The organism is Robertmurraya sp. (assembly GCF_036676585.1).
In the GTDB taxonomy this organism is placed as follows: Bacteria; Bacillota; Bacilli; order Bacillales; family Cytobacillaceae; genus Robertmurraya_A.
The window spans coordinates 1-11,597 of record NZ_JAKFCQ010000126.1 but is presented as its reverse complement, the minus strand read 5'-3'; the positions used below and the strand labels follow the sequence as shown (position 1 = coordinate 11,597).

The window sequence follows — 11,597 nt, the reverse complement described above, 5'->3', positions numbered from 1 at the left end:
GGTGAAAGCTATTAAATGTAAGGAGAGACAGCATGAGTGCATTTATGAAAGGAACATTATTGTTGGTTGTCGCCACCTTTATGGGTGAGTGTGTAGAGTTTATTGCGAATATGGTACTAGCTAAGGAGTTAGGGGAGCATGGACTTGGTTTATATATGCAAATTTTGCCGACCATTTTCCTAATTATTATGCTAGCAAGCTTTGAGATGCCCGTTTCGATTTCTAAGTTTATTGCTGAAAAGGATGCCCGTTATCACCAAAGCATGCTTCAGCATGTGATTAAGCTAACAATTATTTTCACTTCCGTCCTACTTGCTGCTGTCACGATCATTCTCCCGTATATATCGACATTTGACACGTATCATCCGCTCTTACGCTGGCTTGTCATCCTATTAATCCCGATGATTTCCTTTTCATCCATCGCTCGCGGGTATTTTATGGGAAAACAGCAAATGAGCAAGATTGCATCTACACAGCTTGTTCGAAAGCTCGTACAGCTTGGCTTGCTTGTCTTTCTTTTTCAATTGTTCGAATTCCAGACTGATACGGCAATCCTTATAGCCTTTTGTACTTTTGTAGGGAGCGAGTTTGTCATCGTCCTCTATTTAATCCATACGTTTTTTATTCAGTATCATGAGCTAAAAAGAAGGCCGAGAGAGGCCCTTCCTAATCAAGAGGTAAGAAAGAGCTTGATGGCTGTATCCATTCCAACAACGGGACTTCGGATTTTCCATTCGCTAACTCATGCGGTTCAACCTTTTATTATTAAAATCGCTCTTGTACACGCAGGGGTGAGCGAGCAGGCGGCAACTGAACAATTTGGAATGCTCACCGGGGTAGCGATGACCATTGGATTTTTCCCAGCTTTTATTGGCCATTCTTTGTTGATCATGCTGATACCCACTGTTTCCAAAGCGTATGCAAGCGGAGATTTTAACCGGCTACAACGTTTGTTGCAACAGGTACTTAAAGGGACGGCATTATACGGAATACCAGCAATGCTCGTCTGTTACTTTTTCGCTGAACCACTAACCAGTATGTTTTTTGAATCGTCGGTCGCTTCTGGATATTTGCAGATCCTTTGGCCGTACTTTTTGCTTCATTTCTTTGTCATACCGATGCAGGCATACTTGATTGGGCTCGGTCTTATGAAGGATGCGTTTTACCATACCGTATGGTCATCGATTATCCAGTTTACCATTATGTACGTGCTTGGCTCACTCCGCGAATTTCAAATGGAGGGGGTTCTAATTGGTCTGAACACAGGAGCCTTGTTACTCACACTTATGCACTATCTGACTATTTGTAAAAAAATCGGCATCTCTCATTTTTCCCTAAAAAAATTGGCCGAAGAAAACCGTTAAAGGATTTTGCTTTTCTTGCTAGAATAAATGAGTGAGAGGAGGAAGGGAAAATGGTAGAAGAAAAGGTGTTAAGAGGGCATCATCTCCTCTGTGTTCACGGCTTCAGAGGAATGGGGTATAGCCCAGCATTTGTTGAAAAGATGACGGAAATTGTAGCAAAAGTAAGAAATGATCATGATGACTTTATGATAAAAACGGTAGCGGCCTTTGATGACGCATGCATGGCTTGCCCCCATCGTGGCAACACAAAATGTGAGGCTAGCGCGGGATCAAATGAGCATGTTTTGTCTATGGATGAAAAAGTACTCTCTCATTTAGGACTAGAAAAAGAGAAGTCTTACCTAAAGTCGCATTTAGTCGCCTTAACAGCTTCCAAAGTCAATCCCGACGATTTGGATCATCTATGTAAAGGATGCTCTTGGCTACCATATGGGGTTTGCAAAGAAGGGATAGAAGAGCTTCGAAAAAAAATTCTTCATCTCTATTAAAGTTATAGTAGAAAAAAGTAGAGCTTTGCTTCAATTTGTTTAATCCTGTCAAAAGGACTCGAAAAATAAACGTTGAATGCGTTTGCTAAAACTAGTTATTGATGGTAAGATGTAAGAGAATTATTTTTGTTCGGTATGTAAGAAATCACTTCTTTATATCAATGAGAGCAAGGATAGTATTATAGGTGTCAAGGCACTAGGAGGTAACTCACAATGGAAAAAGGTAAAGTAAAATGGTTTAACGCAGAAAAAGGTTTTGGATTCATCGAGCGCGAAGGTGGAGACGATGTATTCGTTCACTTCTCAGCTATCCAAGGCGAAGGCTTCAAGACTTTAGAAGAAGGTCAAGAAGTTACTTTTGACGTAGAACAAGGACAACGTGGAGCACAAGCTGCTAACGTAAACAAAGCTTAATTTAAGCTTGAAAAAAAAGACTCTATACGAGTCTTTTTTTGTTTCTATTTTTTTGCCAACTCGTTTAAGTTTTCGACAACACCTACATGATAGGGTGTTTTTGGAAGAGACCCTATGAGCGTTTCATACTTGGATCCATCAAGGATGACAGGTGATTCATTTAAATACATCATCTCTGTCACTTCTCTCATAGAAGGATTAAATAGACCAAGAGCGGCTATCATCTGTCGTCCAATTGGTTTTACCTTCAGCGGTTTCTTAAGAAAATGAGAGGCAATTTTAGCAATTTCTTCTCCAGATATTGTGCCCGCACCAGAAATATTCCAATCCTGATTGTAACAGTCCTCTCTCAAGGCAAGTTCGACAAGTGCTTTTGCACCGTCCTTCGTATAAATAAATTCACGTTGAAGGGTAGTGTCTCCAACAAAGCCAGCAGATTGCTTTTTTAGCATTTGCTTAAAGGTGTATTGAAGGATGGTACTCTCCGCTTTAGGTCCATAGAAATCTGGGAAGTAAGCAATAATGTAGGGAACGGTAGATGTATGAATTTGATTTTGTAGCTGTAAGCGAATGTTTCCTTTTTTCGTATGTGGTTGTCTAGAGGTATTTTCAGAAACGGGTGATGACTGTCTGCCGTAAGAATAAATATTATCAACGTAAATAAGTGGTTTTTTGTGTTTGGCACATTGAGTAAGAACAGCTTCAAGAATCTGATATAAGCCAGGATTCCATTTTTCATAAGGAATATTGATAGAGTGAAATACGAGATCAACTTCTTTAACTGCCTCTCCTAAGTGTTGCTCATTCAACACGTCGCCAACCTTGATCTTTGCAAGCGAACCCCAATCTTGTTTGTAAAGAGCTAGTTTTTCAGAAGAACGTGCAAAGGCAATCGTTTCTATCCCTCTACTAACAAGTTCTTCTACTAAAGCAAATCCCATTCCACCAGTTGCACCTAGTACTAATGCTTTTTTCATATCAAATCTCTCCTTTTCTTATTTATTGACCACTGTTCAATAAAGCATAAAAATAAAAGGCTTTTGCCCATTATTTTTATTTCAATGCTTTTAATAGAAACTCCACATGCGATTTGGCTAGTAGTTCCACGTCCTCAAAGGTGGTTTCGGTTCGGCAATAATGGGTGACAAACCCATGGATCCCAATAAATAAGGACCAAATATCCTTTGGTGAAAGTGGCTTGGGTGCAAGACTAGCAACCGCATCGGCAAAGTGTAAATAGCTTTTATTAGGAGCCTCAAGCAGATATCCTTTAACTTCTTCATCCTTGATCAGAAACATCACTTCATATTGAGGCTGGTGGGTTAAGCCGAAACGAATGTACTCGAAAAGAATCAAATACAGTTTCTCCTCATTAGAGTTAGTTGGAGTGGAAAGCACATCCTCAAGTACTTGATCAAGAGTAAGGAAATCTTGTGTGACAATCTCATAAAACAGTTCAGCTTTATTTTTAAAATGATAGTAAATGGCCCCGTGACTACATCCAAGCTTATTAGCTAGCTTCCTCATGGAAAAGTGAGGATAGCCACTAGTAACAAATAATTCACGAGCGACATGGATGATAGCTGCCTTTGTTAGTTCGTCTTGTGCAGATTTTCTTGGAGACAATCGTTTCACCTCATTAATTGAACACTGGTCAATTAAATAATACCTCCATTTCCTAATGTTGGCAAGTGGATTTTAATGAAGGTTGAAAAAATCGTAAGAAGGGAAGATAATGGTAGCATACTAAAGGCAAAGGAGAGACACAATGATACGCTTTGGTGTAATAGGAACAAACTGGATAACAGAATCATTTTTACAGGCAGCTAATGAACTGCCAAACTTTCAATTAACGTCCGTCTATTCACGGTCAGAAGAGAAGGCGAAGGAATTCGGGGAGAAATACCAGGCTTCTCATTTATTTACAAGTTTAGAGGAAATGGCAAAAAGTGAACATCTGGATGCAGTGTATATTGCAAGTCCGAACTCTTTTCACGCAGAACAAGCGATTTTATTATTAAAGCATGGAAAGCATGTTCTTTGTGAAAAAGCGGTTGCCTCGAACAAAGCTGAATTGGAGCAAATGATTCAAACTGCGAAGGAAAACAATGTTCTTTTAATGGAAGCATTAAAATCTACCTTTGTTCCAAACTTTGCTGTGATTAAGGAGAATCTGGAGAAAATCGGTCAGGTACGCCGTGTATTTGCAAGCTATTGCCAGTATTCCTCTCGCTATGATGCGTATCGAAGTGGAACGATCTTAAATGCATTTGATCCAACTTTTTCTAATGGGGCATTGATGGATATTGGTGTGTATTGTATTTATCCAGTCGTCGCATTATTTGGTAAGCCATTATCCGTCAAAGCATCTGGTGTCCTATTGGAATCTGGCGTGGATGGAGAAGGAAGCATTCTTTTAACTTATAAAGATATGGATGCTGTGTTAATGTACTCAAAGATCACGAACTCTAGCATTCCTTCTGAAATTCAAGGGGAAGACGGAAATCTAGTGATTGATAAAGTGAACACACCAGAAAAGGTCGTACTCGAATACCGAAATGGGGAAAAAGTAGACCTATCCGTTCCGCAAAAAGTAGAATCTATGTATTATGAAGCGAAGGAATTCATTGAACTGATTGAAAAAGGCGAGATGGAATCAAGCATTAATACATACGAAAACTCCTTGGTGACGATGGAAATTATGGATGAAGTGCGCAAGCAAATTGGTGTAAGATTCCCTGCGGATAATAAGGGGTTGTAATTCGTTCAATAACCAAAAAAAAACGGGCCACTTCATATTCATGAGCTGGTCCGTTTTTGATTTGAAAGAGAATAAATTATAAGATTTTCGACTTTGAGAATTGTCTAGCTCCAGCGCCCTAGCGCCTAGTGCCCTTCGCTCTCCGCCCTACGATAAGTCAAGCACGAATGCGCCTCTGGCTCTTCGTGTTTCCTTTATCTCAGTTGGAGCGCTCCAGGCCTGTCGTGCGCTGACCAGGGCGCTTGCGCTTTTCTTGTTACTCTTCACTTTTGTGGTGGTCATGTGGTCCGCGTTCAGATCCGCCGTGTGGCCCCCTGAAAATAAAGCCATTCTCTTCAAGCATTTTGTAATGCTCTTCGAAACGCTGAATCATTTTGTCGGCTTTTTCCTTCGGAATCACGCCATATTCTACGTATTTTTGAATCAGTTGTTTTTTCTGCTCCAAAATCCCTTTATGTAGTTTAGCGAGTTCTGCCTTTTGAGCGTCAGTTAACTTTACCTCTTGGGTATTATTAGCATCTTCAGGCTTTTCTACTTCAGCAAAAGAAGACGTGGCACCAAAGATGGACATCGAAAGCAAGCATGCAGCCATGATTCCAATAAATTTCTTCATCAATATCCCTCCTTTACTTAACTCGTAGGTTAATTTTTCCTAATCTTGCATGAAATATGCATCAATTGCTAAAAACAAGTGGAATAAAAAACCGTTGACACTTTAACAGAAATTCACTATAGTAACGATGACATATTCATATTCCCGTGTGTCGGGAGAGGTTCATAGCGAACAAAACCCTCTATAAAAAACTATGGCTTTGATACTTGAAATCAACCATATCCAATGAGGATATGGTTTTATTTTTTCAGACAAGGTTATGTTTTCTATGCCTCTGTACGTTGTTGAACACGGTTCATATTAAAAGGAGGTTCTTTTCATGAGTGGAAGAAAAGATGAAGAATTAGAAGGTGTGACTTTATTAGGAAATCAAGGGACCAAGTACTTGTTCGAGTATTCTCCTAGCATTCTTGAGGCATTTGATAACAAGCATCCGAATCGCGATTATTTTGTAAAATTTAACTGTCCGGAATTTACAAGCCTTTGTCCAAAGACAGGGCAGCCGGACTTTGCAACGATTTACATTAGCTATATTCCTGATCAGAAAATGGTAGAAAGCAAGTCATTAAAACTATACCTGTTTAGCTTTAGAAATCATGGAGATTTTCATGAGGATTGCATGAACATTATTATGAACGATTTAATTGAGTTAATGGATCCGCGCTATATTGAGGTGTGGGGGAAATTTACACCAAGAGGCGGAATTTCGATTGATCCGTACACAAATTATGGCAAGCCTGGTACGAAATACGAAGAAATGGCACATTATCGCTTAATGAACCATGACTTGAATCCAGAGACAATTGATAATCGCTAATCAACACGAAAGCAGAGATTGAATTCTCTGCTTTTTATTTTTTTTCTAAAAATTCGACAAAATCCTTCAAATTTCTTTAACCTGTGACGATATAAAGAAAAAACATCATTGGGGTGAATGTATGTTCAAGAAAATACAAACGAAAATCATGCTGACGGTCAGTATCCTTATAGCTATTACGTTACTAGTTGTTTCGACTGTTACGTTTTTTAAAACGAAGGATGAAATCTTGACTAGCGTGAGTTCGAGCTCAAGTGCTCAAGTAGATAGCTTAAAAAGCAATATTGACTTATACTTACATTTTTATGGAAGTTCGGTTGAGCGCTATAGTAAAGATAGCCGAATTATCGATTACTTAAAGCAAGTGAAAGCTAACGAGCAAAATGGCTTAAGCACTTTTTGGCCTATCGTTGACAAAGACTTTCAAGAATTTATGAATCTTAATAAAAATGCTGCCACCATCTATGTTGGAGCAGAAACGAAGCAGTTTACGACTACCCCTGTTATTGAACTCCCACCAGATTATGATCCAACGGGAAGACCTTGGTATACAGCGGCAATTCAATCATCAGGCCAAACCATCTGGACGGATCCATATGAGGATGCGAGCTCAGGAGAATATGTCGTAACTGTAGCGCAGGCGGTTGTTGACCCAGAAACGAAAGAAACTCTTGGGGTTGTTGGGATGGACCTTAGCCTAGCAGGGCTTTCAGGAATCATCAAAGAGACAAAAGTCGGTTATAGTGGGTATTCTCTATTATTAGATAAAAATGGAATGGCCTTAGTACATCCTAAGGAACAAGGAAAAGATGTTAGTAAAAAAGCCTATTTTTCTACTGTGAATAATGGAGAAAAAGGAGCAACTTCGTATACAGAAAGTAAAACAGATTACGAACTCTACTACCAGACACTTGATCAAACAGGCTGGAAGGTCGGAATGGTATATGAGACGAAAAACGTATTAGAAAGTGCAAAAAGCCTTCAAGATGCGATTCTAATCATTGCAGCGATCGCCATTATTATTGGTCTTGTGATTACCTATTTCTTGTCAAAAAGTATTGCAAAGCCAATCTCTCTATTAAACAGGCAAGTTCAAGAGGTAGCAGCAGGTGATTTGACCATTCATGTGGAGAGCAAATCAAAGGATGAAACAGGGCAATTGACCGATCATTTTAACATCATGGTTGAAAACATGCGTGAGCTTATAGCCTCTGTAGAAAAATCTGTAGACAGTGTAAACGACTCAGCTTCTAACTTAACAGCCGTATCAGAGGAAACCATTGCTGCAAGTGAAGAGGTGGCTAGAGCAACAGGAGAGATTGCCACAGGCGCGTATCAGCAAGCACAGGATGCTGAGGGAGCGAACCAAAAGGCAATCGGACTATCTACACAAATCGAAAAAGTAAAAGATAATGTCGATGAAATGACTGGGTTGTCCAAGCAAGCCGAAGTCACGAATGCAAAAGGCTTGGAGCAAATGAACTTCTTAAGACAACGAGCCGTAGAAAGCGATGAAGTCATTAAGAATGTTGGGGCAGTTATTAATAACCTAGATTCAAAGGTGAAGGAAATTGAAAAGGTCATTCACTCGATTACAGAAATTTCAGATCAAACGAATCTTCTAGCCTTGAATGCAAGTATTGAAGCAGCTAGAGCGGGTGAAAGTGGAAAAGGGTTTGCCGTTGTTGCTGATGAGGTGAGAAAGCTGGCTGAGCAATCAGCAAAAGCAGCACATCAAGTAAAACAAACGATCTCGAGTATTGAAAAAGAAACCAAACATGTCGTAAAGGAAATGGAGCAAACAGTAGCCATTTCAGAACTGCAAAGCAAGGCTGTTGGTCAAACAGAGGTAGCGTTTAATGATATTTCACAAACGATTAATGCGATTGTCTCTTCCATCGGATCGATCAGAATGGATATCGACCATATCAATGATCTAAAGGATGATGTGGTAGCTTCTATTCAAAGCATCGCTTCCGTTGCTGAGCACTCAGCAGTCGCTTCAGACAAGGTAAGTGAATCGACAGAAGAGCAGGTCCGTGCACTCGATTTGGTCACACAATCAGCCATTGAGTTGAATGAAGCAAGTGCAAAGCTTGCCGAAATGATTAAGAAATTTAAAATATAGCAATAGACCGGTGGGATGAGTTCCTGCCGGTTTTTTCTGTATTGAGGGTGGTATTGGTTTTCTTTCATCTGCCCATTATGATAAAAGAAAAGAGGGATTTCATGAAGGAGCATATAATAGAGGTTCTTCAGCAAATTGAGCGAGAATATGATGTTAAAGTATTGTACGCTTGTGAATCGGGAAGTCGGGCATGGGGATTTTCTTCCATGGAAAGTGATTATGATGTGAGATTTCTGTATGTACATACAAAGGAATGGTATCTGTCCATTGATCAAGGAAGAGATGTTCTTGAAGTACCATCGCAAGACTCTCTTTCGATCCCGGTTCATCCGCAATTAGACATGAGTGGATGGGAACTAACGAAAGCATTAAGATTGTTCCGAAAGTCTAACCCGCCATTTTTCGAGTGGCTTCATTCTGACATTGTTTACTATGAAAAATATTCTACTCTTGAAAAGTTGTTAGCCATCGAACCTAAGGTGTTTTCACCTGTAACCTGTCTATACCATTATGTTAGTATGGCAAAAAGAAACTTCCGTTCGTACCTTTTAGAAGAAGAGGTACATCATAAAAAGTACTTTACTGTTCTTCGTCCTCTTTTAGCAGGGAAATGGATTATTTTGAATCATGCCTTTCCACCCATTGAGTTTGAAATCCTTGTACAGGAACTGGTATCCGTAGGTCCGGTAAGGCAATCCATTGAAGAACTTATCTCTCGTAAAAGAGCGAGATTGGACCAATCATCAAAGTTAGAACCCCCCATTCGAGTCCTTAACGACTACCTACAACAAGAGATTGAATACATGGAAAGCATGATGAAGGACATGAAGGCAAGTGATAAAAACACATCAACACATTTACTTAATAACATTTTTAGAGAGTTATTAGAACAAGCTTGGCTGTAATTTAGTCCACTCTAATTTTGAAATCTCAGCATATCATCCTCCAATATGATAAAACTAGTCTATAATATAAGATAGAATAGCAATGGAGTGATCAGAATTGGCGAAAGTAAAAGCAAAGAGTAAGAGTGGAATAGGTAAAGGTACGGGAAAAAAAGGCTGGACGCGTTGGCAGGCTGGAGCAAAAAAAGCTAAGAATGCAAAGCCATATAAAAGCAAAGGTGTGAAGCATGGCCCTAGTTCAGGTGTGGAGAAAGGAACTTCGGACCAAGCAGATCAATAAATAGGTGATGGGGAGAGGTTGAAGATGGATGAGAGATACCCGATTGGGACGTTTCAGGTAGAGGGAGACATCAATAGAACGTTAACACATCTCTGGATAGAGGAAATTGCTAGCTTGCCTAAAAAGCTAAGAGAGGCTGTTTCAGGCTTAAGCAATGAACAGCTTGATACACCTTACCGTGACGGAGGTTGGACGATTCGGCAGGTGGTTCATCACATTGCAGATAGCCATATGAACGCTTATATTCGTTTTAAGCTTGCCTTAACAGAAGAAAGCCCAGTTATCAAGCCTTACGAGGAAGCGAGATGGGCTGAGTTAGAAGATTCGAAGCTACCGGTTGAGGTGTCTTTAACACTTATTGAGTCAGTTCACTCAAGATTGATCACACTTTTAAAAGGTGTAAGTGATGACGATTTGAAACGCACCTTTGTACATCCAGATTCAGGTATCGTGACAGTAGAGAAAAATATTGGTTTGTACGCATGGCATGGGAATCATCATCTTGCCCATATTACAAATGCAAAGCTGTAGTTCTTTTACATAAACAAAAACGGGCACTAATCCTGCTTGGATCAGTACCCGTTCTCCTCAATATTCATTTAGTTTTTACTCTGTAAAACCTGTCCATCGCTCATTTTAATGATATGATCAGCATAAGAAAGCATTTCCTCGTCATGGGTAACCATTAAGGTGGTAATGTTCAGCTTTTTGGTTAAATCTCGGATTAACGACAAAACATCTTTAGATCTTTTTGAATCTAGACTTGCAGTGGGTTCATCTGCGAAGAGAACTTTAGGTTTATGGATGATTGCACGAGCAATTGCAACCCTTTGTTTTTCCCCGCCAGACAATGAAGACGGATAAGCATTTCTCCGATGTTCCATTCCAACTAACTTTAGAATATTGTCAATTTCTCTTCTTTGTTCATATTTCTTTAATTTTGAATTTGAAACCTCCAGCATAAGTATCAGTTGTTCTTCAATTGTGAGAAAAGGAACGAGATGTGCAAATTGAAAAACGAAACCAAATTTACTTGCTCGTATTTTCCGGACTTGCTCTGAATTCATGGTAGTCATATTTTTGCCTTCAAATAGTATTCGTCCATCTGATGCAGTTTGAAGTCCTGCTGCTATTGTAAGGAGTGTACTTTTACCAGATCCTGATGCACCTACTAATGCGGTTATTTCACCTTCTCTAAGAGATAGGTTTATTCCTTTTAGTATTTCTTCCTGCACTTCACCATTAGTAAAAGTTTTTCTAACTTCATCTATAGTAAATATCTCCATATTAATTCTCTCCTTGTTGAATCGCTTGTAAGGGTGCTACTTTTTTAATTTGTATACCTGATAGCGTAGCTCCAATAAATCCAATCATTAAGAAGACAAATGACAATTGCACGGTTGTTTCAGGGGGTAAACTAAAAGGCATTCCCTTTGGTGCAACCATATTAAAGACTTGGCTAAGAATAACAGATAGAACAAGTGCAATTATGGTAATAAACAACATTTGTGTCCACATCATTTTAAACAAGGTGCTCGTTTTTACACCTATCGCTTTTAAAATACCGAATAGACCCATTTTTTGAACGTTCATCATGTAGAAAAAGATAGCAAACAGCATGCCACTAATCACAACTAAGAACCATATAATCATATTTAAAGATGTTTGTTCAGCACTGTAACTCGGAATGGTTTTGAGAAATTCCTTGTTTGAAAAAGATTGTAATCCAGTGAATTCTTGTGATGAATCTCCTTCTGGGATGAAAACCAATTGCATGTCTTCGGCTCGGTAAATTTCTTTATAATCCTCCATACTTATATAAGCAAC

Annotated in this window: 14 protein-coding genes; 9 read left to right on the top strand and 5 right to left on the bottom strand. The window is 39.3% G+C overall.

Features of this window, described 5'->3' with window-relative positions; genetic code table 11:
• Positions 1-32: 32 nt before the first annotated feature.
• The 3 genes from ACGLXV_RS17175 (at position 33) to ACGLXV_RS17165 (ending at position 2,266) form a co-directional block, all read left to right on the top strand.
• Positions 33-1,364 (top strand): polysaccharide biosynthesis protein, encoded by a 1,332-nt coding sequence (locus ACGLXV_RS17175; RefSeq protein WP_119706687.1) that lies wholly within the window; start codon positions 33-35, stop codon positions 1,362-1,364.
• A gap of 50 nt (positions 1,365-1,414) precedes the next feature.
• Positions 1,415-1,852 (top strand): DUF1284 domain-containing protein, encoded by a 438-nt coding sequence (locus ACGLXV_RS17170; protein ID WP_119706688.1) that lies wholly within the window; start codon positions 1,415-1,417, stop codon positions 1,850-1,852.
• Between the two features lie 213 nt (positions 1,853-2,065).
• Entirely contained in the window at positions 2,066-2,266 is a 201-nt protein-coding gene (locus ACGLXV_RS17165; protein ID WP_066052591.1) for a cold-shock protein, read from the top strand.
• 44 nt (positions 2,267-2,310) lie between these two features.
• On the opposite strand, the gene ACGLXV_RS17160 is transcribed toward ACGLXV_RS17165, so the two are convergent.
• Both ACGLXV_RS17160 and ACGLXV_RS17155 read right to left on the bottom strand, forming a co-directional pair.
• Complete coding sequence (locus ACGLXV_RS17160) at positions 2,311-3,243, bottom strand: SDR family NAD(P)-dependent oxidoreductase (RefSeq protein WP_119706689.1); 933 nt, start codon at positions 3,241-3,243, stop codon at positions 2,311-2,313.
• Between the two features lie 76 nt (positions 3,244-3,319).
• A complete protein-coding gene (locus tag ACGLXV_RS17155; protein WP_119706690.1) occupies positions 3,320-3,892 on the bottom strand; it encodes a TetR/AcrR family transcriptional regulator in 573 nt (190 codons plus the stop codon).
• A gap of 142 nt (positions 3,893-4,034) precedes the next feature.
• Between ACGLXV_RS17155 and ACGLXV_RS17150 the strand changes: the two genes are divergently transcribed.
• Positions 4,035-5,027, top strand: a complete 993-nt coding sequence (locus ACGLXV_RS17150; RefSeq protein ID WP_391559590.1) for a Gfo/Idh/MocA family protein — start codon at positions 4,035-4,037, stop codon at positions 5,025-5,027.
• A 256-nt stretch (positions 5,028-5,283) separates the two neighbouring features.
• On the opposite strand, the gene ACGLXV_RS17145 is transcribed toward ACGLXV_RS17150, so the two are convergent.
• A complete protein-coding gene (locus ACGLXV_RS17145) occupies positions 5,284-5,640 on the bottom strand; it encodes a YckD family protein (RefSeq protein ID WP_391559589.1) in 357 nt (118 codons plus the stop codon).
• Between the two features lie 319 nt (positions 5,641-5,959).
• Here ACGLXV_RS17145 and queF point away from each other — a divergent pair, with 319 nt between their 5' ends.
• From queF to ACGLXV_RS17120, 5 genes are all read left to right on the top strand, one after another.
• Entirely contained in the window at positions 5,960-6,457 is a 498-nt protein-coding gene (gene queF, locus ACGLXV_RS17140) for a preQ(1) synthase (RefSeq protein WP_119706693.1), read from the top strand.
• A 121-nt stretch (positions 6,458-6,578) separates the two neighbouring features.
• Positions 6,579-8,585: a methyl-accepting chemotaxis protein gene (locus ACGLXV_RS17135; protein ID WP_391559588.1), complete on the top strand. Its 2,007-nt coding sequence runs from the start codon at positions 6,579-6,581 to the stop codon at positions 8,583-8,585.
• 101 nt (positions 8,586-8,686) lie between these two features.
• Positions 8,687-9,490: a nucleotidyltransferase domain-containing protein gene (locus ACGLXV_RS17130; protein WP_391559587.1), complete on the top strand. Its 804-nt coding sequence runs from the start codon at positions 8,687-8,689 to the stop codon at positions 9,488-9,490.
• A 97-nt stretch (positions 9,491-9,587) separates the two neighbouring features.
• A complete protein-coding gene (locus ACGLXV_RS17125; protein ID WP_391559586.1) occupies positions 9,588-9,770 on the top strand; it encodes a DUF3934 family protein in 183 nt (60 codons plus the stop codon).
• Positions 9,771-9,794: 24 nt separating this feature from the next.
• A complete protein-coding gene (locus ACGLXV_RS17120) occupies positions 9,795-10,301 on the top strand; it encodes a YfiT family bacillithiol transferase (RefSeq protein WP_391559585.1) in 507 nt (168 codons plus the stop codon).
• A 68-nt stretch (positions 10,302-10,369) separates the two neighbouring features.
• On the opposite strand, the gene ACGLXV_RS17115 is transcribed toward ACGLXV_RS17120, so the two are convergent.
• Both ACGLXV_RS17115 and ACGLXV_RS17110 read right to left on the bottom strand, forming a co-directional pair.
• Positions 10,370-11,056, bottom strand: a complete 687-nt coding sequence (locus ACGLXV_RS17115; protein ID WP_391559584.1) for an ABC transporter ATP-binding protein — start codon at positions 11,054-11,056, stop codon at positions 10,370-10,372.
• Position 11,057: 1 nt separating this feature from the next.
• Positions 11,058-11,597 (bottom strand): FtsX-like permease family protein (locus ACGLXV_RS17110; protein ID WP_391559583.1); only part of this gene is annotated, 540 nt, incomplete at its 5' end.